At 68.1% G+C, this 24,197-nt stretch carries 25 protein-coding genes; 8 read left to right on the top strand and 17 right to left on the bottom strand.

What is annotated here, in order from left to right:
- The first annotated feature begins 19 nt into the window (after positions 1 to 19).
- Positions 20 to 646, top strand: coding sequence for an SgcJ/EcaC family oxidoreductase (locus tag D7Y04_RS28455; RefSeq protein ID WP_121761305.1), 627 nt, complete (start codon positions 20 to 22; stop codon positions 644 to 646).
- Here the strand turns inward: D7Y04_RS28455 and D7Y04_RS28450 are convergent.
- The 4 genes from D7Y04_RS28450 to D7Y04_RS28435 all read right to left on the bottom strand — a co-directional run bounded on the left by D7Y04_RS28450 (position 609) and on the right by D7Y04_RS28435 (position 5,429).
- Entirely contained in the window at positions 609 to 1,919 is a 1,311-nt protein-coding gene (locus D7Y04_RS28450; RefSeq protein ID WP_121761304.1) for a DUF418 domain-containing protein, read from the bottom strand. The genes D7Y04_RS28455 and D7Y04_RS28450 overlap by 38 nt on opposite strands.
- A 102-nt stretch (positions 1,920 to 2,021) precedes the next feature.
- The gene (locus D7Y04_RS28445; RefSeq protein WP_121761303.1) at positions 2,022 to 3,548 is read right to left on the bottom strand and encodes a phosphatase PAP2 family protein; all 1,527 of its coding nucleotides are present in this window, start codon (positions 3,546 to 3,548) and stop codon (positions 2,022 to 2,024) included.
- On the bottom strand, positions 3,545 to 4,456 hold the full coding sequence (locus D7Y04_RS28440) for a fatty acid desaturase (RefSeq protein ID WP_121761302.1): 912 nt from the start codon (positions 4,454 to 4,456) through the stop codon (positions 3,545 to 3,547). The genes D7Y04_RS28445 and D7Y04_RS28440 overlap by 4 nt, the downstream gene beginning before the upstream one ends.
- The gene (locus tag D7Y04_RS28435) at positions 4,446 to 5,429 is read right to left on the bottom strand and encodes a Rieske 2Fe-2S domain-containing protein (protein WP_121761301.1); all 984 of its coding nucleotides are present in this window, start codon (positions 5,427 to 5,429) and stop codon (positions 4,446 to 4,448) included. The genes D7Y04_RS28440 and D7Y04_RS28435 overlap by 11 nt, the downstream gene beginning before the upstream one ends.
- Before the next feature lie 144 nt (positions 5,430 to 5,573).
- On the opposite strand from D7Y04_RS28435, the gene D7Y04_RS28430 reads away from it, so the two are divergent.
- The 3 genes from D7Y04_RS28430 to D7Y04_RS44595 all read left to right on the top strand — a co-directional run bounded on the left by D7Y04_RS28430 (position 5,574) and on the right by D7Y04_RS44595 (position 7,437).
- Positions 5,574 to 6,761, top strand: coding sequence for a cyclic nucleotide-binding domain-containing protein (locus tag D7Y04_RS28430; RefSeq protein ID WP_120599595.1), 1,188 nt, complete (start codon positions 5,574 to 5,576; stop codon positions 6,759 to 6,761).
- 82 nt (positions 6,762 to 6,843) lie between these two features.
- Entirely contained in the window at positions 6,844 to 7,260 is a 417-nt protein-coding gene (locus D7Y04_RS28425; RefSeq protein WP_121761300.1) for a hypothetical protein, read from the top strand.
- A gap of 15 nt (positions 7,261 to 7,275) precedes the next feature.
- Entirely contained in the window at positions 7,276 to 7,437 is a 162-nt protein-coding gene (locus tag D7Y04_RS44595; RefSeq protein WP_158627599.1) for a hypothetical protein, read from the top strand.
- A gap of 17 nt (positions 7,438 to 7,454) precedes the next feature.
- Here D7Y04_RS44595 and D7Y04_RS28420 read toward each other — a convergent pair whose 3' ends face one another.
- Complete coding sequence (locus D7Y04_RS28420; RefSeq protein WP_120599597.1) at positions 7,455 to 8,069, bottom strand: hypothetical protein; 615 nt, start codon at positions 8,067 to 8,069, stop codon at positions 7,455 to 7,457.
- Between the two features lie 117 nt (positions 8,070 to 8,186).
- On the opposite strand from D7Y04_RS28420, the gene D7Y04_RS28415 reads away from it, so the two are divergent.
- Complete coding sequence (locus D7Y04_RS28415; RefSeq protein ID WP_147477207.1) at positions 8,187 to 8,504, top strand: hypothetical protein; 318 nt, start codon at positions 8,187 to 8,189, stop codon at positions 8,502 to 8,504.
- 3 nt (positions 8,505 to 8,507) lie between these two features.
- Here D7Y04_RS28415 and D7Y04_RS28410 read toward each other — a convergent pair whose 3' ends face one another.
- Positions 8,508 to 9,878: a hypothetical protein gene (locus D7Y04_RS28410; protein ID WP_121761298.1), complete on the bottom strand. Its 1,371-nt coding sequence runs from the start codon at positions 9,876 to 9,878 to the stop codon at positions 8,508 to 8,510.
- A 282-nt stretch (positions 9,879 to 10,160) separates the two neighbouring features.
- On the opposite strand from D7Y04_RS28410, the gene D7Y04_RS28405 reads away from it, so the two are divergent.
- Positions 10,161 to 10,523, top strand: a complete 363-nt coding sequence (locus D7Y04_RS28405) for a hypothetical protein (RefSeq protein WP_121761297.1) — start codon at positions 10,161 to 10,163, stop codon at positions 10,521 to 10,523.
- A 79-nt stretch (positions 10,524 to 10,602) separates the two neighbouring features.
- Here D7Y04_RS28405 and D7Y04_RS28400 read toward each other — a convergent pair whose 3' ends face one another.
- From D7Y04_RS28400 to D7Y04_RS28375, 6 genes are all read right to left on the bottom strand, one after another.
- On the bottom strand, positions 10,603 to 12,783 hold the full coding sequence (locus D7Y04_RS28400; RefSeq protein WP_233601613.1) for an ATP-binding protein: 2,181 nt from the start codon (positions 12,781 to 12,783) through the stop codon (positions 10,603 to 10,605).
- A 23-nt stretch (positions 12,784 to 12,806) separates the two neighbouring features.
- Positions 12,807 to 13,988, bottom strand: coding sequence for a hypothetical protein (locus tag D7Y04_RS28395; RefSeq protein ID WP_121761296.1), 1,182 nt, complete (start codon positions 13,986 to 13,988; stop codon positions 12,807 to 12,809).
- A 2-nt stretch (positions 13,989 to 13,990) separates the two neighbouring features.
- Positions 13,991 to 14,722: an ImmA/IrrE family metallo-endopeptidase gene (locus tag D7Y04_RS28390; RefSeq protein WP_121761295.1), complete on the bottom strand. Its 732-nt coding sequence runs from the start codon at positions 14,720 to 14,722 to the stop codon at positions 13,991 to 13,993.
- A complete protein-coding gene (locus tag D7Y04_RS28385; protein WP_147477206.1) occupies positions 14,719 to 15,084 on the bottom strand; it encodes a hypothetical protein in 366 nt (121 codons plus the stop codon). Before D7Y04_RS28385 ends, D7Y04_RS28390 begins: the two co-directional genes overlap by 4 nt.
- Complete coding sequence (locus D7Y04_RS28380; protein ID WP_147477205.1) at positions 15,071 to 15,673, bottom strand: sigma-70 family RNA polymerase sigma factor; 603 nt, start codon at positions 15,671 to 15,673, stop codon at positions 15,071 to 15,073. The genes D7Y04_RS28385 and D7Y04_RS28380 overlap by 14 nt, the downstream gene beginning before the upstream one ends.
- Positions 15,674 to 15,933: 260 nt before the next feature.
- A complete protein-coding gene (locus D7Y04_RS28375) occupies positions 15,934 to 17,598 on the bottom strand; it encodes a bifunctional aspartate transaminase/aspartate 4-decarboxylase (protein ID WP_121761292.1) in 1,665 nt (554 codons plus the stop codon).
- A 207-nt stretch (positions 17,599 to 17,805) separates the two neighbouring features.
- Here D7Y04_RS28375 and D7Y04_RS28370 point away from each other — a divergent pair, with 207 nt between their 5' ends.
- Together D7Y04_RS28370 and D7Y04_RS28365 are read left to right on the top strand one after the other, a co-directional pair.
- Positions 17,806 to 18,600: a GNAT family N-acetyltransferase gene (locus tag D7Y04_RS28370; RefSeq protein ID WP_121761291.1), complete on the top strand. Its 795-nt coding sequence runs from the start codon at positions 17,806 to 17,808 to the stop codon at positions 18,598 to 18,600.
- A gap of 86 nt (positions 18,601 to 18,686) precedes the next feature.
- Positions 18,687 to 19,376: an iron-containing redox enzyme family protein gene (locus D7Y04_RS28365; RefSeq protein ID WP_121761290.1), complete on the top strand. Its 690-nt coding sequence runs from the start codon at positions 18,687 to 18,689 to the stop codon at positions 19,374 to 19,376.
- 20 nt (positions 19,377 to 19,396) lie between these two features.
- Here the strand turns inward: D7Y04_RS28365 and D7Y04_RS28360 are convergent, their stop codons facing one another.
- The 5 genes from D7Y04_RS28360 to D7Y04_RS28340 all read right to left on the bottom strand — a co-directional run bounded on the left by D7Y04_RS28360 (position 19,397) and on the right by D7Y04_RS28340 (position 24,181).
- Positions 19,397 to 20,446, bottom strand: a complete 1,050-nt coding sequence (locus D7Y04_RS28360; protein ID WP_120595096.1) for a LuxR C-terminal-related transcriptional regulator — start codon at positions 20,444 to 20,446, stop codon at positions 19,397 to 19,399.
- Positions 20,447 to 20,592: 146 nt separating this feature from the next.
- Entirely contained in the window at positions 20,593 to 21,936 is a 1,344-nt protein-coding gene (locus D7Y04_RS28355; RefSeq protein WP_121761289.1) for an ankyrin repeat domain-containing protein, read from the bottom strand.
- Positions 21,937 to 22,005: 69 nt separating this feature from the next.
- Positions 22,006 to 22,443, bottom strand: coding sequence for a hypothetical protein (locus D7Y04_RS28350; RefSeq protein ID WP_121761288.1), 438 nt, complete (start codon positions 22,441 to 22,443; stop codon positions 22,006 to 22,008).
- A gap of 122 nt (positions 22,444 to 22,565) precedes the next feature.
- A complete protein-coding gene (locus D7Y04_RS28345; RefSeq protein WP_120595094.1) occupies positions 22,566 to 23,405 on the bottom strand; it encodes an alpha/beta fold hydrolase in 840 nt (279 codons plus the stop codon).
- On the bottom strand, positions 23,405 to 24,181 hold the full coding sequence (locus D7Y04_RS28340; RefSeq protein WP_121761287.1) for an alpha/beta fold hydrolase: 777 nt from the start codon (positions 24,179 to 24,181) through the stop codon (positions 23,405 to 23,407). Before D7Y04_RS28340 ends, D7Y04_RS28345 begins: the two co-directional genes overlap by 1 nt.
- Positions 24,182 to 24,197 lie beyond the last annotated feature (16 nt).

The following is a 24,197-nucleotide window of genomic DNA, read 5'->3' as shown; positions in this document are numbered from 1 at the left end:
CTTTCTTCATGGAGCTTCGATGGTGCGCACCCGGCTCGTAGGTCTCCTGGCGTTGCTGTTCGTCGCGGTCCCCGTTGTGTCGGGGGCTCAGGATGCCGTGGCTCCGGCGGCGGTGGCTTCTGGCGATGAAGCGACGCATCAGGCGCTGCGCGGCATCAAGCAGGACATGGAGGACGCGCTCAACAAGCAGGACCTGGACCGGTTGCTGTCGCACCTGCACCCAGACGTCGTGTTCTCCACCATGAACAACGATGTTCGCGTGGGGAAGGACGCCATCCGCGCGTACTACGCGGAGATGCTGGGCGGCCCGAACAGCGTCGTGAAGAAGGTCACCGCGAAGTTCGACGTGGATGCGCTCACTCGCCTTTATGGCAACTCGGGCGTCGCGTATGGCTCTTCGCTGGACCACTACATCCTGAACGACGGCACGGACCTCGTCGTCAACGGACGGTGGACCTGTACCCTGGTGAAGGAGGGCGACCAGTGGCTCATCGCCGCGTTCCACTACTCCACCAACGTGTTCGACAACCCCCTGCTCACGAAGGTGAAGAACGCCGCCATGGGCTTCGGTGCACTGGTCGCGGTCGCCGCGCTCGGCGCGGGTTTCTTCATCGGACGCCGGGGACGCCGGACGGCGAGGGCTTGAGCGCGAGCCGCATGGGCTGGCGCTGGCCGTAGGTGAGCGAGCGCCACAGCCACTCGGCCGGACCGAAGCGGAAGCGCGACAGCCAGGCGTGGCTGAGTGGAATCTGGAGCGCGAACACCAGCAGGGTCAGTGCCACGCAATGTGATGGCGGCACCCTGCCAATGAGCCCCAACCCCCAGCCGTCATACAGCCAGAGGCTCACCACCGTCTGCATCAGATAGTTGCTGAGCGCCATGCGCCCCACCGGGGCCAGGATGCCCAGCCATCTGCGCCAGCGCTCCTTCTGGAAGAGCAGGGCGAAGGCGGCCACGTAGGCCGCGGCGAGGCCCAGGTAGCCCATCTCCTGGATCGCGGACAGGGTGAACATCCAGTGGGCTTTCGACGGGTCCAACAACCCCGCGAGCCGCAGGTGCTGGACCACCACTCCCGCGCCATTTCCCAGCACGCCCAGCACCAGTCCCCAGCCCAGCATCTTCCGGTGCCAGGCGCGGTGTCGCTCCACGTCCTGGAGCAACAGGTGCCGGCCCGCGAGCAGCCCCAGCAGGAACCGGCCCAGGATGAAGATCATCCACAGCAGCCGCTTCAGCGTGGGCAGCATGTACTGGAGGAAGTGCGCGTTCGCGGCCTGCGTCGTCCAGAGCGAGTCGCTCTTGAGTCCCAGCAGCAGCTGCTCCCGCGTCTGGGCCTCCATGGCTTCCGTGGCCTTCGCGGCGCCGGCCGCCGCCTGCGCTCCGTGCATCAGGATGGGGCCGAAGTGCAGGAGCGCCGGCACCAACAACGGCACCACCACCACCGACAGGCCCACCCACGCCAGCAGCGTCCGGTCCGAACGGTTCCGGAAGAAGAGCAACGCGAAGCCCAGCAGGGCGTAGGTGGAGAGCACGTCTCCCGCCCAGAGCGTCGTGAGATGCACGGCTCCGATGCCCAGCAGCACCAACAGGCGCCGTGAATACACCGGGACGACGGAGGCTCCGCGGGACTCGGCCCGTGTCAACTGGATGGAGAACCCCAGCCCGAAGAGGAAGGCGAACAGCGTGACGAACTTCTGGTTCACGAAGAAGTGGTAGAGCGCCGTGACGGTCGCCTCGAAGGGCGGTGCCGCCAGTGCCTGGGCCTGCTCTCGCGGCATCAGGACCCGGCCGCTGAACCAGGCGAAACTGTTCGACACGAAGACGCCCCACAACGCGAAACCGCGCAGCACGTCCAGGAGCGGCAGCCGCTCGGAGGCATCCACCGGACGGGCGCTGGAAACGGAAGGGGCGGAGTCGGACATGCGTCCAGCAGATGCCTCCGCCTGCTTCGCGTCAACGCATGCACCGCGTCGTGCTCAGTGGACTCACTCCACGCGGATGGAGGCCGACCACGCGTGAAGGACTCAGGAGATTTCGAGCACCGGCGCCTCGCGCAGGAAGGGCATGCGACGCGGCAGCTTCCGCACCCAGAAGCTTTCCACCGACCTGTGGAAGAGGCGCAGCAGTGCGACGCCTTGCCTGCCTTCCAGATGGGCCAGTTCCTTCGCGGAGCGGTCCAGCAGCGCGCGGGCTCGCTGGTACTCATCGCGCACCCAGGCCCGTCCGGCTTCCGCCCTGAGCAGTGATTCGAAGTCCTGGGGATCATGTCCCTGGGCGCGCACCTCCGTGGCGACGTCCGCGGGCACGTTGAAGAGTCCCTGAACCAGGTCCTCTCTCAGGTCGCGCATCACCGAGCACCATCCCAACGCCGCGAGCAGGGAAGGGGCTTCATCTGCTCGCACCTGCGCGTCCGCGACGTGCAGCATCAGGCTCACGGACAGCCGGAAGGTGTTGCCGAGTTGCGTCCGGAGCATCGCCGCGTCCCACCAGTGCCCATCGCGCACCCGCTCCCGGTCCCGGCGCATGGTGCGGACCAGTTCGAGCACCTGCTCGCGGGCCGCCGGGTCGGTCAGCTCCGTGAGCAATACCCGGCCCAGTGATACCGCGGTGTCGTAGAACTCCGTGGCGGGGCCTGGCGCTCCGGTCTCCAGCGTGCGCAGGAGCGCGTCGATGGCGTCCAGCGGTTCGCCTCCGACGGGGCGGTCTCCATCCAGCACGTCATCCACCAGTTGGAGGAAGCAGAACCCCGCCCGTGCCCGTCGCGCCTTGCGCCAGCGTCCCAGCGACTGCTGATACAGCGCGAGCGCGATGAGCCCGTAACGCGGATGCCTGCGCGCGAAGCGATACATCTCCCTCGCGCAGAGGGCTTCCACCCGCACCGCTTCGAGGAATGCTTCCTTCCGGACCCGGGGCGCCACGACACGCGACGTGCCCCAGGCGAGCAGTGCTCCCGCGACCACGTCCACCAGGTGGTGCTCGTGGATGAGCAGCGTGGACGCCGCGATGGCCAGGGCCCACAGCGCGAAGAGGGTGCTCGCCACCGGCCCTGAACGCTCGCGGTAGGCCAGGGCCGCCGTGCAGGCGAAGGCGACGTGGAGCGAGGGCAGGTAGTTTCGCTCCAGGTTCATCGTGTCCGCGGTCTGGAAGATGGATGCCCAGACTCCGGTGACGGCACGCGGCGGCCACGCGACCTCCACCGGCAGGACGAGGAAGCAGAGTGCTCCCAGCACCGTCTCCGCGCACAACGCCATCGCGAAGGGGAGCATCTGTCTCCATGTCCGGAAGATGAACAGGGACAGGAGCAACAGCACGTCCATGCTGACGTAGACGGCGGCCCAGCCAGGCATGAACGGGATGTGCTGCTCGAAGGGCAGGTCCACGCGCAGACCGCCGGAATAGAAGCCTGTCACCCAGCTCGCGCCGCCGTACACCGCGAGGAAGAACAGCGCGAAGCCGCACGTCATCGCGCCTGTGCGCTTCAGTTCATCCCGCGCTGGCCAGCCAAAGAGTGGAGCCTCCGTGTGCGCTTCCTTCTCAGCGGACGCGCTCATTTCGGCTGCTCCGGGAACGGCCGGGGCCCGCGCCACATGGACAGCCAGATGCCCAGGAAGGACGGCCGGGGCCCGCTCTCGTCCACGTAGCGGCCCAGGTAGAGCCAGGGCACCTGCGGGTACCGGTGGTGCGCCCGGTGGTAGTGGTAGTTGAGGAACACCCAACGCACTGGCGCCGCGACCTTCAGGTCCCATGCGCCTTCGCGCACGTCCAGCGGCGACCACGCGTGGTCCGCGTACTGGAGCGAGCTCCAGTTCACCGCGAACGCCGCGTAGCAAAGGGCCCACCCCACGAGCGTCAGGTCCAGCGCGTACGCCAGCCCGGCCTGCACCGCCACCATCCCCAACACCTCCGCTCGGATGGCTGTCCCCGGTGCATCCTCCAGCCGCCCCAGGTACGCGTCCGCGCCTGTCTGTTCCCCGTATCGCGTTCCCGGCCCTCGCAGCCTTTGCAGCAGGCTCGGCGCGAGCGCGAACACCAGCGCTCCCAGCGGTACGAACAGCCAGTAGAAGCCGGTCAGGATGACGTACCACTGCGCATACTTGAGGAAGCGGTGGTCGCCCGGGTGCAGGTAGTCGAACTGCTCGCGCGCCGAGCGGTTGTACCGGTGATGCGTGAGGTGGAAGGCACGCTGCAACGTGAACGACGTGGGGAAGAACGTCGCCGCCAGCCGGCCCAGCATGTCGTTGATCCGCCGAGAGGGATGCAGCACCCCGTGCGTCGCTTCATGCAACAGCGAGAACACCGTGTTGTTCACGTAGGAGAACACGCCGGCCGCCACCAGCCGCACCCAGAGCCCTTGCGCGTGCGACGCCGTCCACAGGCACAGCGCCCCCGCGCCCATCGCCGCGACGAGCAGCACCGCATTGAGCGCGGCGGGGATCGGCGGAGCGTCATCAGCGCGCATCGTCCCCGTCCTCGGGCAGGCCCACAGCGAAGTCGAGCAACTGGCGCATCACCGGGTCTGCCGTCGCCGTCGCGACGTTGAAGCGCATGCCGTCCAATACGGACATGTCGCGCCGCAGGAATGACGTGTACAGCCAGCGCGACACCCCGAGCACCATCGCCGCCGCGCCCGGAATCCGCCCCCGCCTGGCCGCGACGGCGAGCCGCACCGACGTCCCCTCCGCCACCGGCGTCAGGCTCGCGAGCAGCAGCCCCCTCGCCCGGCCCAGGTCGCTCTTCACGGAGATCAACGTCCCGCCGTGCAGCGTGAGCTCCACCCGGATGCGGTTGCCCGACAGCGCCTTCATCAGCCGGTCACTCGCGCCCGTGCCGATGACGCGCGACGTGTAGCGCAGCCGCAGGGTGTACCGGTCCGGCGTCTCCCAGGTCGGCGTGTCCCACAGCTCCCGGTGGTGCACCGTGCGCAGGTGGTCCAGGTCGAATGAGTTCGCCGCGAGCGGCAGCCACGGACAGCCCACCGTCACCGGAGGTCCTACGTTCCAGACGTGCTCCTCACCTCCCAGGTCGGGTGGGGGAAACAGCGCCTCCGGGCCGTTGAACACGAGCACCCCGCCGAAGCGCTCCTCCACCGGCCACGCCCGAGGCCCCGGCAGGGCGGACACGTCGCTCCGGCCTGGCACGGCTCGGCAGTGGCCCAATCCGTCGAAGCTCCAATGATGCAGCGGACAGCGCAGCAGCTCACCCTGGACGGTGCCGTGCTTCAGGTGTGCCCCCAGGTGGGGACAATGTGCGGACAGGGCGTGGACCCGGCCCTGCTGGCTCCGGAACACCACCACCTCCTGGCCACCTACCTGAACGCCCATCGCGTGGCCGGGCCGCAGGGCCGCGGATGGAGCCACCAGGTACCAGGAGCGCGGGCGCGAGGGCCCGGGGAGACGCTCCGGAGCCACCCCGGCCAGGACGGGAACAACCATGACAGGACCCTACCGGACCCGGTGTCTCCAGGGCCACGGGGGGCCGGTCGAGACTGGCTTTACGCCCGGGTTCCTGGTTTGTCAGGCGCTGGCGGAACCGGGCGCGCCGCCTCAACGGTGCGGGCCTGGGAAGGGACGTGTGACATGGCAGGCGATACTGCGGGCAGCAGTCGGGGCGGTTCGTTGCGGGGCAGCACGCTCCAGGTGGTGCAGTCCCTGGCGGCGCAAGGCGAGCCGGAACGCGCGGCACAGCTCTACGAGGAGCTGGGCGCGGCGCAGCGCGAGCGGCTTCGCAAGGAGGCCGCGCAGGGGTCGGTGAAGGAGCGCCACTGGCTGGTGGACGTGCTGCGCCGGGCGCGGGACTTCACGGGCGCGGCACGGCTCCTGGACGGCAGCGGCGACGACGTTTCCGTGGCGGACCTGTACGCCCAGGGCGGTCAGCACGTGGCGGCCGCGGAGGCGTACCTGCGCGCGGGCGAGGTGGAGCGCGCCGCGGCGGCCTTCGAGCGGGGCGGGGCGCTGGAGCGCGCGCTGGAGGTCTACCGGGGCCTGGGCGCCCGCGAGTCCATGGCGCACTGCCTGGTCCGCCTGGGCCGCCCCTTCGAGGCCGCGGACCTCTACCAGGAACTGGGACAGGCTCACGCGGAGGCCGAGGCCCTGGGCGGCGTGCTCGCGGAGGATCCTCGCTACGTCGAAGCCGTGCTGCGCACGTGCAAGGTGCTGGATGCCGGCGGCTTCACGCACCGCGCGCTCGCGGTGCTGGCGGACGCGCTGAGCAGCGCCGAGCACCTGCGCGCGGATCCCGTGCTGGTGACGGAGAAGGCGCGGCTCCTGCGGCGCATGGGCCTGGACGTGGAGGCGGAGGCGCTCCTCGCGCGGCTGGCCGCGGGCGCGACCGTGCCGGAGGCCAGCGGCTACCGCTTCCTCAAGGCCATTCCCATCTTCGGCGAGCTGCCGCTGGAGGACATGAAGGACCTGTACCGGCTGGCGCGGCCCGTGGCGACCACGCCGGGCACGGTGCTGCTGGAGAAGGGCGCTCCCGGCACGGGCCTGCTCGTGCTGCTGGAGGGCACCGTGGACGTCTACTCCGGCAATGAGGCCAACGCGCGGCACCTCAACACGCTGGGGCCGGGCTCTTTCCTGGGGGAGATTTCGCTCGTGCAGGACGGCCCCGTGTCCGCGAACGTGCGCGCGAAGACGGCCGTGCGCGCGCTGCGCATCACCCGCGAGAGCTTCCAGCACTTCCTGGCCACGCACGACGCGGCCTCGCTGCACATCTACCGGCTCTTCACGCAGAACCTCGCGGCGCGCGTGCGGGCGCTGAGCGGCTGAACGCGGCCGTGTCCCCAGCGGGCCGTGCTTGCTACCGTCCCGCACCATGGGTGATTCAACAAGGCTTGAGAGCGCACGCAACGTGCGCGTGTCCGCGGAGTTCTGGAAGCAGTGCGCGGCGTTCCAGGGGAGGAATGTCTTCCTCGACGCGGTCCTCCTGAAGGGGCCCACGAAGGCGGGCGAGCTCCAACTGGCGCTGCCGGAGTCGACGCGGTTGCTCGGCTATGCGCGGCAGGAGAAGGAGTACCTCGCGTTCCTCCGCACGGTGGAGCCCTTCCTGCCGCGCACACCCGAGTCCGGGTACCGCTCGATGGGGGAGGCCCTCTTCGAGTCGGAGGCCCAGGCCCGCTGGCACGTCACGTTCCACTTCGGCACGAAGCCCCAGGTGCGCGTGCGCCGCGCGGCCTGGGTGGATGTGAGCTTCAAGGACGCGAAGCCCCTGGTGGCGCCGAAGAAGCCCGCGGGCGGAAAGGGCGAGGTGCTCTACGCGAACGATTAGGGCCGCTTCCAGGGGGTGCGGGTCGCTCGCAACGTGCTCAACGTCCGCAAGGGTGACCTGGGGACTCAAGGGCGCCCGTCCTCCAAGCGCTTCGCGCATGAGTGGCAGGCGAAGTCCGCCGCGGACCGGCTGATGAAGAAGCTGCGCGCGGAAGGCTTTACCCGCCGCAAGGCCTGAAGCGGGGCGCGCGGTCGCTATGCGATGCGGTCCTCGCTGTGCTCGATGCGCAGGCCGGGACGCTGGCGTTGGAGCTCGGCCACGGCTTCCCGGGTGACGCGGCTGTCCTCCAGCGTCAGCGTGCGCAGCGCGGGAAGCGCCGCGAGCTGGAGGACTCCGGCGTCGGTGATTCCAGTGCGTCCCAGCGACAGGAACTCCAGGCCTCGCAGGGCCAGGAGGTCGGGCACGGCCGCGTCGGTGATGCCGCGGCACCACCACAGCGCGAGCCATTGAAGCGAGACCAACGGACGCAGGTGCATGAGCGCCCGGTCCGTCACGTCCGTGTCGGAGAGGCTCAGCCTCCGCAGGCCGCTCAGGTGGGGGACGTGGCGGAGTTGCTCATCCGTCACCTGCGTCTGCGTGAGTTCCAGCGCGTCCAGGTCGCCGGGTTGGAGCCGCGACAGGAAGGAGAGGTCGCGCGCCGCGGTGGACTCCACGAGGAGCCTGGGCGCGCAATCGTCCGGCACGGGGACGTCTCCCCTCGCGTCTCCGAGCAGGATTCCATGCGGCATGTCGGGCCACTGGGGCCCTCGGGCCCGGAGCCAGCCCACGGAGCGGTCGGAGGGAAAGCGCAGGATGCGTGAGGGCGTCATGCGAGCACTCCAGCCCCGCCCGTGAGGAAGCAGGCGAGCGCGACAAGGGGGCCTTTCACTGGACCCCGGTCCATCCCCATCCTCCTGGACAACCCCCCTGTCCGGAAGGATGCCCCGATGGCTTCAATCGACGCACTGAGGCAACACGCTCGCGCGAACTGGCGCACGTGGTTGGCGTGGGTGGCCACGCCCGTCGCCGCGCTGCCGCTCCTGGGGGTGGGCGGCCTTCGCCGGGTGGGCCTCGTGGACGAGCTGGCCACGGGCGCCGTGGGGCTGGGCCTGCTGTCGCTGACGCTCATTGGCCTGGGGCAGCTCCCTCGGGGGCCTGTCCGCCCGGCGGGCGGGAAGGCGTGGAAGCGAGCGCCGAAGAACTTCCCCATTTCCGGTGAGATGGTGCCGGAGGAGTTCGCCGCGTCGATGGCGTCCGGCCACTGACGCTCAGGGCCGGCGCTCGATGCCGATGGCGATGGAGGGGCCGGTGAGGGCCTCGCCGGTGCCGTCGGAGAGCGACACGATGCCCAGGCTGGCGGAGACCACGGTGGTGCCGGCGCCGCCGGTGCCCTTGAGGAAGCTGCGCACGCCCAGCTCGCCGAAGTTCCATCCGCTGGCCGAGCCTCCGCCCGCACCGAAGAGGGAGAGGCTGGGCGTGAGGGGCACCTGGACCTCGCCGCGTCCGGAGCCGAAGCGGAATTGGTTATCGCGCGAGAGGATGGCGGAGTTCCACGCGATGTGGAACCCGTCGAGCGCGCCCAGCCGCAGCACCTGCTGGAAGGACACTCCCGCGTTGGAGTCGCAGAAGGTCCTGGGGTTGATGGGCTCGTAGGTGTTGGGGTCGTAGTCGAACTGGGGGGTGCACGCCTTCTGTCCGAACAGCGCGCCCGCGCCGATGCCGACCTCCAGGAAGTCGGTGGAGTAGGCCGCGGCCACGTACGCGGAGCCCGGCGAGTGGCGCAGGCCGGTGCCCAGGCCGAAGCCGACGGGATCCAACTGCGCGCTCAACACCAGGGGCAGGTCCCCGGGCCGCCACGCGATGAACGCATCCAGGAGCAGGCCGCCCGCGCGAGCGGACTTCCCCTCGCGCGTCTTCGCGTCCAGCGCGAGGAAGGGCCGGGCATGGAAGCCGTAGCGCAGCCGAGGCACCCCGGGCTCGGGGAAGAAGAGGCGCGCGGTGGCGGGGGCGTCGGTGACGACCGCGGTGTCACCCACGCGCACGTTCTCACCGCGGCCCAAGCGGGCGATGGCGGTGTCCTCGCGCGATTCAATGACCTTCAGCACCACCTCGCGGGAGTCCTGCGTGCGCACGCGGACGCGGGTGCCTTCGCCCAGGCCGGCCAGGGCACCCCCGGAGAGCGTCACGTCGCCATCCTTCACTGCGGTGACGGTGAGCCGCGCGGAGGAGGGGGTGGCCGTGGGCGGCGGAGCCTGGGGCGGAGGCGGCGTCTGGGTGACGACGGTGAGGTCGCGCGCCGCACCCAACGCGGAGGCCAACGAATCCGGCTGGGGCTGTTCCGGCGTGGCGAGCGAGAACGCATGGGCCTCCTCGCGCTGCTCGATGGCGAGGAGCGACTGGCCCACGACGACGAGCCGCACGAAGCGTCGGCCTTCTTCGATTCGACGGACGAGTTGCGGCGCGGCGCCGTCCAGCTTGAGCACGGCGATGCCGCCACGGCCGAGCGCGACGTAGGTCACGCCTTGATGGACGACGGAGTCGAGCACAGGGCCCAGGCCCAGCGTCTCCGCGGCACGTGAAGCCGGAGACACGGGAGCCTGGGCAACGATGACGGAGGCGAGGAGCGCGGAGCCGAGCATGAAGCTGGCTCTATATCGCTCCTGCCTCCTGGGATTCCTGGCCTTTGAGTGACGTGAGCATTGCGCGAGATGGGGCAAGGATTGACGGACCCAGGGTGTGGCCGCGCCGTGACTGCCAGACAACGAACAAATCCTCCCTCACCAGGGCTGTCGTTCGTTCGGTTTCAATCCCAATCCACCCATTGGGAAAGTGGAGAGACTTCACCAGTCGGAAAGAGTGGCCATTCCTGCGAGCGCAACATCTGAAGCCCCCCAACGCGGTACACGAACTGGAGGCCTGAAATGGCCCGTGTCTTTGCTCGCGGTGCGTTGTTGGCAGTGACGATGTTCCTGGTCAGCGCTTGTGGAGGCCCGGTGGAGTCCCCCGAAGCTCCCAGCGGCAACGCGCCGACGCCGGCTCAGGTGGCGGAGGAGATGGCGGGGTACAACTGGCAGGACCAGGAGGAGAACTCCTCTGGAACGGTGACCGCCCAGTTCTGCGCGCTCGAGTATGTCCAGCCCTGTATCGCGGACGTCGCGATATGTGCGGTCCGTTGTTGCGATGACTCGCTCTTCAAGTCCGCGCAGGTCTGCGGCAACTGCGGCACGTGGGCCGCGGGCGCTTGCGCCAACCACGGCACTCGCAAGCGCATCCGCTGGGAGTAGCGGACGCCCACGTCTGGGTGCTGCTGGAGGCGTCGTCCCCGCCGTGTGAGCGAGGACGACGCCTTTGCGTGTCATTGGCTCAGTCGACGAGCAGCCGCTTCACGGGCGCGGGGTCCACGGCCACCATCAGGGGCCGGGTGAAGTGACTGAACGACATCAGCGCCTGGCCTGGGGCGAGCCGCGACACACGGCTCCACAGGCTTTCGTCGATGCTGCCCACTGACTTTTGCATCCGGTTGATGACCGCACCGTCGGTGATCTTGTGGATGATGAAGTTGTTGAGCAAGGCCAGCACCTCGTTGGGCAGGTGTTGGGGCAACTGTGTGACGAAGACGAGCCCCAGCCACCGCTTGCGGCCCCGCTTCGCGATGCGCGAAACCTGCTCGAACAACACGGGCATCTGCGAGATGCGGCTGGCGGACAGGAACTCGTGGGCCTCCTCGATGATGATGAGCACCGGCGTGACTTCGCCACCCTCGCGGTCGGCCTTTTCGTAGGCCTCCTCCTGCCGCTCCTGGATGCCGCGCAGGATGTCCGCGATGACCAGGTTGTTGAGCTGCGGGGAGTCCGTGTCCGACAGGTCGATGACGGATACCCGCCCGGGGCTGAGCATCGAGTCGTACTTCACGCCTGCGGACGTGCCCCGGTCGAAGATGTTGAGCCGCTTCAGCCGGTAGAGCTTGCTGGCCAGGGCTTTCCAGCTGATCTCCGTGCGGCTGCTCGCGGCGTACACGCGCTGCATCACCATTCCCGGGTTGTTCCGAAACTCGCTGTAGAACTGTGGACCCGAAGGTGTTGGGGGCGGTGCCTCCTCCGGCTCCTCGCCCAGATTCAGGCCCTCCTGTACGGCGGCGCGCCGGCGAGAAGGCGCCCGGGTGCCCGTGGCACGCCCCTCCGCTCGGCCTTCGTCGCTGAGGCTGTAGATGTACGCATTCACCACGTCCAGCACGTGCTGAATGGTCATGCGTGGATAGCCGGTGGTCAGCTCATCCACGTCCATTACCTGCCGCTGCTGCTCCGGGTCCCTGGGGTCTGAGGGGAAGATCCTGAAGTCCTGCAGCAGGAGCTTGGTGACGTCGTAGGCCTTGATGAACCGTTCGTGCTGCGCCTCCGACAACTCCAGGATCTCCGCGAGCGCATAGGGCGACAAGCTGGAGAAGTTCAGGGAGAACCGATGCAAGGCCCGATGCCTGGGATTGCGTGTCTTGCGCCCGTCCAGGTGATGGATGTGGAGGTCTTTCACGCCCTCCGCTTGATGCCGACGGCGCCGGAGCGCCTCCAGCATCGCCTCGTGGTTCGTGGGCTGATGGATATGGGTGTACTCACCCTCCACGTCGAAGACGACGGTCGCGATGCCCGCGTTCTGGGCTCGGTGGATGAGTGTGGCGACCGTGGTGGACTTGCCGCCACCCGTCGTCCCGATGATGCCCGTGTGCCGGGGCAGGACCGATTTATCGCGCGGGTTGAGGCGAGCCTCCATTCCCTCATATCCCACCACCAGGCCGAGGCTCAGGCTCAGGTCCCCTCCGACGCCCAGCACGCGCGCGCTCTCCTTCTCATCCAGGATGAAGACAGGGCTCTGAGGGCGGGGCCGGAAGCGGGGCGGGTGAAGGGTCCCCTGGACCTCCTCGCCCAGCAGTTCCACCTCGGCGCGACCGTGATAGTCGAACGTATAGGTCAGCTTCTTGCCATGCGTGACCACTCCAATGGCCATGGACGAGTTCGCGGGCACGGCGTTGGGTTCCGCGAAGGGACCGCTCACGACGACCCCCAGATAGGAACGGCCGTCCTCTCGGGATTTCACCCGCACCAGCGTCTGGGATGCCAGCCGGGGCACGTCCTCCTTCGTCGACAGAACCGTGATGAGGTTGTCGTGGCTGGAGGAGGTGTCGAAGTGGGTGAAGCCCACCGCGAGCGCCAGCTCCGGGTCGGCCTTCACCGCCTCTTGCGCTTCCTTCTGGGCAGCGGCCAGCGCATGGATGACCTCAGGAGGCGTCTCTTGGACGATGTTGTTCCTCACGGGCCGAGGCCGGTTCGCCGGGGGAGGCGCGGCCGGAGGCGCCTGCACGGGACGTCCCTGGGGCGGTGCGCCGGACGCGGGCCCCGGGCGTGTCCCCATGGAAGCCGGGGGCGGCACACCGTTGCCTGCCGGCCGGATGTTGCCGTTCAGAGGATGCGGCGCCTGCCCATTGCGGATGGAATTGCCGTTGTGCTGCGAATATCCGCCCGCGTTTCCAGGGCCTCGGCCATTGTCAGACATGGATGTGTTCCCCCTCGGTGGGACTACCGGCGCATCTTGCGGACATTGAGATACTGGAGGCTGGGATCGGCCTGGGCGTAGGCGTCCTGGACGAGACCATGAAAGCCGTCTTCACCGAAGACGCTGTGACAGGTCATGGCTGCGACATCCAGGAGCATGGGGTATCCTTGCTCCGGCCTCAGGATGCTGTCCGCCATGGCGACGCGTACCGCGAAGTGGACATGCTCCTGGTGGGCGTAGAAGAGGCGAGGTGGGGAGTTGTTCGACGCGCGGTACAGCCCCATCACGATCTGAGGGCAGTACCGCTGGACGAAGCGGGTCGCTTTCACGAGCCCCTCGTCGTCATAGCGCCAGCCGTCGAGGATCTCCTGGCCGTAGGACTCCAGCGTCTCGAGGATGGCGTACTCGCCCGTGTCGAGCGAGTGCCCCAGCGTGAGGAACCCCCGGTGCTCCAGCTTGTCCGTGACGAAGACGAACTTCTGCTGCCGGTCGACGAGGTTCGCGAGCATCTCGAGGGACGCGTCCAGGAGCGTCCTGTATCCGGATCCGGTGACGAGCTCATATGCCAACGGATTGCCCATTCCGATGCGCCATTCCGCCTGGAGTCGCTCGGCCAGGATGGCCCGCTCCGCGTAGGTGCGAATGCCGCGGGTCGCGAGACGCGAAAGGCTGTCCTTGTTTCGGGGGCCCTTGCGCGAGCGAACCTCCCGCTGCTCGATGTACTCACGCGCTTGTTTGAACGGGTCGTCCATCTGGAACGTGACCTCCTTGCGAAACAACCGCTGGGAGAAGGTTCCTGACGAACCGCCGTAACCAACTGCCGCGATGCCCAACTGCGTGATGCCCAGGGCCAGCGTGTCGTGTGACACCGCGCGCCCGTTGACCGCCTCGACGTTGCCGCGGAACAGGTATCCATCGTGGACTGCCCGCAGCTGCGCCTCAGTCGCGTGATAGACGCCAGCGCCCTTGGGTGCGTGAGGGCCGGTCTTCAGGAGCGGCAGCAGTTCCCTGCGCACATCGGCGCGAAGCACGTCCTCCTTGCGCATGGCGCCGCCTATCTGATCCCGGAAGATGCGCATGATGTCTTCCAGGTCCAGCCCGTGTGCCCATCGCCCCAGGTCGAGCGTCTGCAGAAGGGTTTCGCCGAAGGACGCGAGGAAGTCCCCGTCCCCCGCGAGTTCGCTGTCGTCGAGCGGATCCGCCATGGCTAACCCGGGTTCCTTTCACCCAGCACCGAGGACAGCGTGAAGCGCGGCGCCCCCTCTCGTTGAGCCAGCACCCGTGCGTAGATTTCAGCCTTCCGGAGAGGCAGGCCAAACGAGCGCTGGAGCCGCGCAGCCCGCTCCTCGTGTGGGCCTTGCTTCATGCACCGCATCGCGGCGACTTCAGGCGCAAGCCATTCAAAAGCAAGCCGGTCCGCGCGTTGTTCAACGCGCAAGACGTCCCCGGTGGGAATGTCGCCCAGGTCGTCCCGCTCCATCAGGTGGACCTGTGCCTGCATGGGAACGCCGTCCAGGGCGGAGGTCAGGAGCTGCTCCTTCGTGGGCTTCTCTTGGAGATCGAGGACCGGAAGGATGCTGTCGCCGAAGAAACGCAGTGCCTTCTGTCGCGGAACCAGGTGGTCGAGGACGAAGTGCGCCAGTTCATGCGCGGCCGTGAAACGCTGGTCCTCGAGCGGGTCCTTGCGCGAGTAGAAAAGGAAGGCGGTGCCACGCAGGGCCACGATGCATCCGTGCATGTCCCGATCGTTGCCTTCCGGCATGGACTTCAAGCCACGCCGGGAAAGATAGGCCCGGACGGTGTGGGTGGTGACTTCATCCAAGGCGACGAAGCTCACCTGCAGCACCTTCTGCGCGTCCGCGACGATGGCGCGAGGAAAGGTGCTGGGGGCGGGAAGGCCAGCCGCCTGGAGTGCATCTCGCAGCCAGCGTTCCCTCATGACTTCTTCTCGCGGTCGAGTGCCGCCATCAGCACGGCCCGCGCCTCCGGTTCCAGGGGGCTGTTCTCCGTCGCCAGGAGCGCGGCGGTGGCCTCCATGTCGCGCAGGATCTTGGAGAGCTCGAAGGAGTCGATGCCGAAGTGCTCGGCGATCTGGTTCACGTGCTCGGAGAACGCCGTGCCTTCAGGCTTCCGGCACAGGGACACCCAGTGGAGTGTATCCACCGTGCAGCCCAGCTTCTGGGCGAAGTCCTGGACCGAGAGGTCTTCCAGGTCCCGGTACCATGCGAACACGGAGCCCAGCATTTCCGGTACACGCGCACCGCGTTCAGCCGCGGCCTCCAGCCATTCAGGATTCGTCATGGGTGTCCTCCTCCTTTCCGAGCCGCCTCAGTTGCTTGAGGAGGCGGTCGCGGTTCTGCTTCACCACCCGTTTGCGCTCGGACGCGGGCAGCCCTTCCTTGCCCAGGGGGCGGGCCAGCTCCAAAGTGGAGCTTTCTCCCTGGAGGACGAGCCGGAGAAATCCCAAGTCCCCCTGCGTCAGGTTTCGACGTTCAAGTTTTTTCAGGGCCAGGGCGGTTTCCACGGCTGCCTCCATCTCTTCATTCGGAGGCCTTGCCCGGAGTTCGATTACGTCCGCGAATTTTTGTTCGCGGAGGACCCGGCGCTCTGTCGAACGCTGGGAATCCAACACGTTGCGCCTGGCCGCCAGCATCAGGAAGCTGCGCAGGAGCGACTGGTTGCGGTCGTAGTTCTCCGGCTGGTCGAGGTAGTCGAAGACGGCCTTGAGGGCGCCGTCGCGCGCCTCATCTGCGTCGCACCTCATGGCGGAGGTAAGCGTCTTCAGCATGAACGGCATGAAGAGCTTGAAGACCTTCGTGTTCGCGACCGGCATCCGCCTCAAGACCTGATCGTGAAGCGCCCACTCCTCTTCTCTTGATGGGTAATTCATCCCCCACACCTCACTGACATGCGCACGCCCGCTTTCAGGTTGGCTACGGTCCGTATGGACTTTCGCTACAGGCCTGTAGAGTTCGACGACTGAGCGTCTCCGTCCGAGCCGACAGGTTGGCGAGGTCAAGGATCCGTGTCTGTACCTCGGAGGTGGTACTGCCTTTGGGGACAGGGTCTCGCGTGATCCCCCGGGATCGAAAAAGACCCTGGCCTCCGTGCATGGAGGCCAGGGTCCGTTTCATCCCATTGAGACGTGTTTCAGTGCAGGTCTGGAGGCGATTCCCCGCGGGCCTTCTTCCACGCATCGATGGCGCGGAGCACTTCATCCCGGAGATCCCGGCCAATCCGTGGATACGCGTCGTCCTCCAGGTTCGCCAATGACACACGGGCCGACCAGGGAGGTCCGTCGAAGCCGCTGCCGTTGAGCAGCACCACTCCGTAGCTCCGGGCCAGCGTGAAGACGATCTCCAGCGGGTCGTGGTGGTCCTCGATGAAGCGGACGAAGTCCTCGCCAATCTGCTCGCGGCACCAGGCTTCCAAATCCAGCGTCTGGTAGTAGGCCGTGCGCAGCGGATCCTCATGCATCGGAATGCCCATGCCTTCGCACAGGGCCTGGAGCCGGTCCTGGCAGATGCGCTGGCAGTACTTCTTGTAGACACCGTCCTTGTCCAACAACGCGAACAGCGAGAACAACGTCATCTGGAGCTGCTGCGGCAGCGACAGGCCCGCTGTGTGGTTCAACGCCACGGCCCGGCTGTCCGCCACCATCCGGTCGATGAACTTCAGCCGCCCCGGATGCAACGTGATGGCGCCATACCGCGCCTCCAGCAGCGCGCGCTGTGACGAGGGCTGTTTCGCCAGCGCCTCGTCCAGGATGTTGTCCTCGTGGAGCGCCACCGCGCCCAACCGCCAACCCGTGCAGCCGAAGTGCTTGGAGTACGAGTACACCAGCAGCGTGTTGCGCGGCAGGTCCGCGGCCAGCGAACGGAAGCCGTTGACGAACGTGCTGTAGACATCATCCGTGATGATCAACAGGTCCGGCCGGCGCTTGCGCACCAGCTCCACCAGCTTGTGGACGGACTCCTTCCGCATCGCCACCGCGCCCGGGTTGGACGGGTTGACGACGAAGAACGCCTTGATGCGCGGGTCCTCCAGCTTGCGCAGCTCCGCGTCCGGGTACTGCCGGGTGTGGTGGCCGTCCTTCGAGGTCGCGCTCTGAAGGATGTCCACCGTGCGCAGGCTGAACTCCTCCAGGCGCGGAATCTCCAGGTACGGCGTGAAGATGGGCACGCCCAGCGCGATGGTGTCTCCCTTGCGCAGCAGGCCGTTCACCATCAGGGAGTGGAAGACGTAGGTCATCGCGGCCGTGCCGCCCTCCACCGCGAACAGGTCGAAGCGACCGGAAGGTGGCCGTCCCGCGAACAGCTCCTGCGTCAGGTACTCCTGCACGATGCGCTCGGCGTGCGTGAGCATCCGGTCCGGCACCGGATAGTTGTCTCCAATGGCCGCGTCCGTGAGCTCCCAGACGAACCGGTCCGGATTGAAGCCCAGCGTCTGCTCCCCGTAGTTCAGCGCGCCGCGCAGCAGCTGCACGGCGGGCTCGTCATCGCTCGCGTCCAGGAACTCATGCAGGCGTCTGGCGATGCCCGGGGACCGGGGCATGCCCGCGAGCCCCACCTCGGGGACGTCCCAGGCCCTCCGGCTCTCCGCGAGCGCGAACTGGCCCAGGAGGAAGAACGCCTCGCGCGGCGTGGTGGCAATCCAGTTGGGATTGCCCCGGCCGGCGTTGAGCATCACGGCCTCTCGGGTCTTCACCGCCTCGTCCGCGACCTGGAGGAGCTCGTCCTTCAGCTCGAAGGGGCTGAGCTTGTGGAGCTTGCGTTCGGAAGGGGCTCCCGGGGCCTCGGGCGTCTGCTCGGTCATGGTGTCCTCCTCCAGTGTCGGTTCAAGGTGAGCCACTCCCGGGGACTCGGGCCATGCGCCACAGGGTGGGGCGGGCGGAGGTGGCGGGCGGTTGGCCGGGCTCGATGAAAAAAGACAACCCGTGAGCGCACTCAGCCGGGCAGCGACGAATGAAAGGTCGGGGCCGGACACACAAGTCCGGCAAGCACTGGGGAAGCGAGACCCGCCATGCCTTCATTGAGTTGCCGTGTCGCCACAGCGCAGCGCGAACTGGATGACGCGCTCCGCATCCGTTACCGGGTTTTTGGCGAGGAGATGCGGATGCTGGGGCCCAAGCGGCCTCGGGCCCCGCGTGAAACGGATTGCTTCGACACGCTCCGCACCACCTCCCACGTCGTCGTCTACTCGGGCGCGGAACCAGTGGCGACCGCCCGGCTGCTGACGCCCAACGCGGAGGTGGCGGCCTTCGCGGACACCCTCGTGGGGCTGGACATCGAGAAGAAGCTCGACCTGTCGGAGCTCGTCGCGCCGGGCCGCGTGTTCGCGGAGACCACTCGCTACTGCGTCACCCGGAGCCACCGGAACTCCGCCGTGCTGCGTCTCCAAGCCGGCCTGTACCGCGAGAGCCGCCGGCGTGGCGTCACCCATTGGATCGCCGCGGCCAACATGGAGACGGACTCGCAGGAGGAGGCGGACCTCTACTTCCTCGCCGCCGCGCGCCAGGGCTGGGTGAGCGACGGCTTTCGCGTACGGACCCGGGAGTTTCCCCCGCCGCCCGCGGAACCCCTGGCCGCCCGGCTCACCGCGGAGCAGCGCACCCAGGCCCGCCAGGGCCACCTGTCCGCCCTGCGCATGCCGTCCGTGCTGTCGTTGTTCGCGGACAAGCTGGGTGCGCGCTTCATCGCACCGCCGCACTTCGATCCCGCCTTCAACCGCTTCACCGTGCCGCTCGTCGCCGCGCTGGATGACATTCCGCGGCGGACGCTGAAGCTCTTCGACTCGCTGGACGCCGACGCCGCCTGACCCCAGTCCGGCGCGCTCCGCACTTCCCCCTTCACCCTCAACGCAACACCCACCGGGCCTTCACGGGCCCCAGTCAGGAGACGTGTATGTGCAAGCAGCCCAGGCATGAGCAGACGGCGAAGACGGACTGGCTGGATTCCCTGCGGCACGAGGCGCGGATGCTCGTGCATGAGCTGGACGTGACGCCGGGCGTGCGGCGCCTCTTCGAGGGGCGCATCCGCCAGGACGACTACGTCTACTACCTCATCCAGTCGTACCAGTACGTGCGCTGGAGCGAGGGTTTCTTCACCGAGTCCGGCGAGCGCGTGCACCGCGAGGGCCGCAACCCCGCGCTCGCGGAGCTGCTGTTCCAGAAGGCGCACGAGGAGCGGGGCCATGAACAGTGGTTGCTCAAGGACCTGAAGGCCCTGGGCTGGACCGAGGAGCGCGTGGAGCGCGCGCCCATCTGCACCGCCGTGCGCGCCTACGTGGAGTGGAACCGCTTCACCACCCAGTCGGGCGTGCCCACCGCGTTCCTGGGCACGGCCTACGTGCTGGAATACCTGTCCGTGAACCGGGCCCCGGGCTCCGTGGACCGGCTCATCGCGGAGAGTGGCATCCCCAACATCGACAAGGCCGTCCTCTTCCTCAAGGGCCACGGCGCCGCGGACGGCGACCACGTGGCGGACCTGGAGACGGAGCTGCGCAAGCTCACGTCCCCGGCGGAACAGAACGCGCTCATCCTCTCCGCCCGCACCACGCGCACGCTGTTTCCGAAGTTCTTCCGGGAGCCTTGAGCACGCGCGCCGGGACCTCCTCACCCTGGCTTCTGCCTCCAGGCGGCCTGGTAGAGGAGGTCCGTGCGGCTCTCGATGCCCAGCTTGGGGAAGATGTTGCGCAGGTGCGTCTTCACTGTGTTGAGCGTCAGGCCCAGGTCCTCGGCGATGAGCTCGTTCGTCCAGTTGCAGAGGACCCCCTGGACCACTTCCACTTCGCGCCTGGACAGCTTCTGGCGCCAGGGCTCCGGCATGGGGATGGCCCGCGAGCACTCCTGCAACACCAGCACCCATGGATGGTGGCCGCGCTGCTCCGGCAGCTCCACGAACGTCACCTTCAGGTCGTGCTTCAGTCCGGAGCGCGTCCAGGTGTCCACGCTCAGGAGCCGATTCATCCCTGGGGTCTGGAGACGCGTCAGGTGCTCGCGCAGCTCCTGGGGCAGGCGCGAGTCATCCGCCTTCATCTCCTCCGGGTACCAGCGCCGCAGGAGCTCCGTTGCTCCTGGGGTCCTCAGCTTCTCGTGCTCCGGTGGATCCATCACGACGCACTCGGCGCCCTGGTGGTGGAAGAGCGCGTCCAGCAGATCTCCCCGCATCGCCTCGTGCTCGAACATCCGGCAGTTGCGCACCGTGTTCGCCAGGTAGGGCTTCAGGTCCTCCAGCAGGTCCTGTTCCCGTTCGGAGAAGGGCAGGGTCTGCTCACGGTACAGCGTGAAGCCGCCGTGCCAGTCCTGCCGCAGCTCCAGCAGCACCGCCAGGACGTTCTCCAGGGGGAGCCCCATCTCGCGGCAGCGCAGGTACAGGAGATTGCGCTTCAATTCCTTGCTCGACACCTGGTTCGTGGCGCGCACGACGCCCACCGTGGCCAGCTCCGGGTAGTGCGCGAAGAGGATGCCCGGAGCCCCCAGCCCCATCCATTCATAGTCCCCGGGCCGCTCCGGCCTCGACACGCACAAGGCCGCGTAGTCGCAGGGCAGGAGCTGCGTGAGGATTCCCTGGGCGCGGGCCAGGACCTCGGTCAAATCCAATGAGCTGGAGAGTGCCCGGGTCAGCTCGAGCACGAGCACCTGTTCGTGCGCGGTAAAGTTCATCCCACGGGCCTCCTTCCAACCAGTCCATGCAAGGACTTACAGGTTGGAAAGCCCGGAGGTCTGTCCCCCACAAGGGGTATGGACGGTCTTTGGCCCTGGCGGCCGGTACCGTCTGCCATTGAGATGTCTGGCGAAGCCGGGACGGCTCAGCGGGCTCCCAGGCTTTGCAGCAGCGTGACCATCTCCGGGCTTTTCCGGGCGACCTCGAGCAGGCCCTTCCCATCGGGCGTCTTGCGATCCACTTTCGCACCGTGCGCCACCAGGGCCCGGATGGCGAGTTCCGCCTCGGGCGAGTATTTCTCGTGGGCGGCGTAGATCAACGGCGTCCAACCATACCGGGTGGGAACCTCCGCCCGGGCTCCCGCCTCCAGCAGGAGCGGAACGCACCGCAGTCCCCGGGTCGACCGGGTCGCGGCATGGAGCACCGTCTGTTGGTCCTGGCCCACCGTGTTGGGGTCCCCTCCCGCCTTGAGCAGGAGCCTCAATGCCTCACAGGCACCCATGCTGGCCGCATTGTTCATCGGACCGTTGCTTCGCTCGCGTCCCCTCCAGGAGAGTCCCCCCTCCAGCAGTGTGCGCACGAGCTCCAGGTCCGTCAGCGCCAGCCGCAATGCCTCGGGATCCTGGGTGTCCCGAGGCATGTGTCGCATGAGGAGCGCGACCATGGGTGCGTCCTTGCGCTTCACGGCCTTTTGCAGTGCGGAGAAATCCGCGTAAACGCGCGTGTTCGGGCGTGCGCCTCCTTCGAGCATTGCCTGGACACGGGCCCTGTCCCCTTGATCCACCGCCCGCAGGAGGTCTGGGTCGGTCTGGGCGGCGAGGTCTTCCTTCCGCCGCTTCTCGATGCGCACGTCGAAGTCGGGCTCCTTCTCGCGCGCCGTCTTCAGGGCCGTCGCGAGGTCCGCCAGCTTCGTGTCGGTGACGGGCCAGCGGTTGCTGGAGGTCACCTCGAACCAGGTTCGTGCCTGGTTCCATCCGCCGGCGACAATGAACCGTGCCCCGAGCGCGGGGCCTGGAGCTGGCTCCTGGGCCCGCTGCTGCGCTTCCTCCATGGCGCCATTGCCACAGAAGTGGTCCCCGAGCGACGCGCTGAAGACGGCCGGGAGGGGCTGCGGCTGCGGCTCCCCGAGGATGACCTGCTCCACGGTCAAGGCCACGCGTGGAGGGCGCGTGAAGGTCGCCCCCTGGTCATGCACCTTCAACACCCGGACTACGTACAGCTCACAGGTCGCGAGCGCCTTGAGGTTGATGCTCTCTTCTTGGACCAGGGTGTTTGGGCGCTCCCCGGGGCGCCACGCACTGCTCGTGATTCCCTGGCAGTGTTGGTCGCGCCAGTCCTTGTCGGCGGTTGGGAGCTCGCGGGCGACGTCGCGCACGGGGACGTAGGCCTGGGGCTTGGTCTCCGCCACGCCGGACCGGCTCATCAGCACCAGGATGAAGACGAGCGGAAGGAATACTCCCGCGAGGATCGGGACCCAGCGTTGGCGCATGGGCCCCGAACCTAGGCCACGGCTCGCCCGGCCGTCACGACGCGGCCGGGCGGGTCCTGCCTTTTCGCGTCAGTTGCCCGCGCTGCCTTCCACCGGCGGGGTGCCCGTGGTGGGGCTGACGGGGCTGCCCATCTCCTTGTTCTTGTCCCAGGCCGGCGGCGTCACTTCCATCTTCGCCCCTTTGTTGCCCGGGGTGCCGGCGTTCGGGGTGCCCGGCTTCGCCGAGGACGAGTGATCGCTGGTGCTGTTGCTCCCCTGCTCGGTGGAGCCGGAGCCACCCACGCCCTCGTCGACGCGGTCCGGTTCCACGACGCTGTCGTCATCCGGGGCCAGGACGCCCGACGAGCCCGAGCCGCCCGTGGCCTTGTCCCAGCGCTCCGCGCTGTCCTGGGGCGCGTCCGTGGACGGCTCCTGCATGGGCGGCGCCTCGTGGTCGGTGTGGCTCTGCGCGAACGCCTGACCGGAGAAGGCGAGTGTTGCCAGTGCTGCCATCAGGGGGAGCTTCATGGGTGGCGCTCCTTCGAAGAACGTGTGTGCTTCGAAGGTGGCGACCGTCGGGTGGGAAACAAGCGCTTGACGCACACCCGACCCCCAGCCGCGTCCCCGCTCGCCGGGCGAGCAGGCGCTCGTCAGCCCGCCAGTGCTCGCGGAGGCACCGTCCCCACGGCCCAGGCGGTGAGCTTGCGCAGGAGCTCCGCGCGGTCCTCCGGCACGGAGAAGAGGTGGTCCGCGCGCGGATAGAAGGCGTACGTGACGCGGCCCTCCAGCTTCAGCGGCGAGAGCATCTCGTAGAACTGGCCCTCGTGGTTGAAGGACAGCCCCATGCCACCGGAGAACACGAAGCACAGGCTGACGCCGCGCTCCATGAGCTGCTTGTAGTCCTGCGTCAGCTGCGAGCGCTCCGGGTACTCGCGCGTGTAGACCTCGTCGGCCTCGCCGGCCTCTCGCAGCTGGGCGGGCAGCTTGCGCTTGCGCAGGAAGCGAGTCCACCGGCGGGGGCTCAGGTAGCGCAGGTGGAAGCGCAGGTGGTAGCCCAGCGTGCGGTACGTGTAGCCGTCGATGAAGGCCGCGCCCACCACTCGCGGATCCGCCACCGTCACCGCGTGCGCGCTGTCCACGCCGGAGCACAGGCCCATCAGCACGAAGCGCTTCTGGCCCTTCTTCTGCTCCAGGTAGTCGAGCGCCGCGCACGTCTCCTCGCGGGCGCGCTGGAACTCGTCGGCGCCGCCCTCGCGGCGGGGGCGGCTGTCTCCCAGTCCGGACTGGTCGAAGCGCAGCGTGGTGAACCCGCGCCCCGCCAACTGGCGCGCCAGCTCCACCCACACCCGGTATGGGCCCACATGGTGGTTGAGGCCCACGTTGGACAGCACCACCACGGGCGCTTCCGGCAGGACCTTCGCCGGGTCCGGTTCCGTGAGGATGCCCACGAGGCTCTGCTCGGGGCCAAAGGTACAGATGCGCTCGCGCATCACGCGGCCTCCTTCAGCAGCGTGGTGATGGTCTGCAGGATGCGGTTGGACAACAGCGCGGACTCCTGACCGCCCGCGCCCTCCTCGGGCACCAGGTGGTGCTGGAAGGGCAGGCCCGTCTTCTCCAGGTGCTCCTGGAGCCGCTGGTACTCGGGCTTCTGCGCGCTGGCCACCAGGTGCGTGCGCGTTGACGGCCACGCGGGCAGCGCGGCCAGGTCCAGCGAGAGGATGTCGTCGCGCAGGGCGCGGGGGAACGGGAAGCCGAGCAGCTCCTCACGCACCTCCAGCGGGCTTTCAGGCCGCGGGAAGAGCGTGCGGGTGTCCCGGCGCGCCTGGAGCAGCTCCAGCTCCCGGAGCCAGGCCTCGCCCTCCACCAGGGGCTCCCAGAGCACGAGCGCGGCGGTGGACAGCCCTTCCAAGGCGGCGCGCACCGCGAGCGCCGCGCCCAGCCGCAGGCCCACGAGCGCCACGCGCTGCACGCCCGTCACGTCCTGCAACTCATTGACGGCGTTGCGGATGTCGTGGACCCACGTGGCCACCCGGCCCTCGTGGACCTCGCCGGCCGAGTCCCCCGTTCCGTAGTAGTCGAAGCGGAAGACGTGGAAGCCCTCGCGCGCGAGCATCCCGGCCAGCTTCCGGAAGGCCCAGTGCGTCAACATGTACTCCTGCGCGGCGGGGTAGCAGAGCACCACCCCGGTGGAGCGCTCGGCGCCCTGCGCGGGGTGGTGCATGCCAAAGAGCTGTCGTTCGGAGGTGCCGAAGAAACAGGGCGTCACGGTCTGACCATTCTCC

Origin of the sequence: Corallococcus sp. AB038B (assembly GCF_003668955.1) — a bacterium.
GTDB classification, from domain to species: Bacteria; Myxococcota; Myxococcia; order Myxococcales; family Myxococcaceae; genus Corallococcus; species Corallococcus exiguus.
This window is presented reverse-complemented; position numbering and strand designations above follow the sequence as displayed.